We start from the raw sequence: 316 nt of genomic DNA, 5'->3' as shown, positions 1-316 counted from the left end.
CGGGCAAGAACGACCGTATCATCGAGACTCCAGCCCTCGGGGGCGCCATCGACTGCCGAGGTCCGGAAGAACAGCGGCAGGTCCTGGGGCCAGGCAGCGCGTATTGCTTCAGCGATTTCGAGGGCAAGCCGCATCCGCCCCTTCAGATCACCGCCGTAGGCGTCCGTTCGCCTGTTCGACAAAGGCGAGAGAAAGCTGTGAACGAGATACCCATGGGCGCCATGGATCTCGACAATGCGGTAGCCGGCTTCGCGGGCGCGATGCGCGGCCGATACATAATCCGCGATCAGAGCCTGGATCTCGGCCACGGTCAGTT

1 pseudogene is annotated in these 316 nt (G+C 63.3%); it reads right to left on the bottom strand.

Going from position 1 to position 316, the window contains the following annotated elements:
* Positions 1-316, bottom strand: a pseudogene (locus tag EU800_RS26365) (NADH:flavin oxidoreductase/NADH oxidase); the annotation flags it as partial.

Source organism: Tropicimonas sp. IMCC6043, from assembly GCF_004146235.1.
Classification (GTDB): Bacteria; Pseudomonadota; Alphaproteobacteria; order Rhodobacterales; family Rhodobacteraceae; genus Tropicimonas.
Note: the sequence above shows the minus strand (reverse complement) of the source record. Positions and strands in the feature narration are given on the sequence as shown.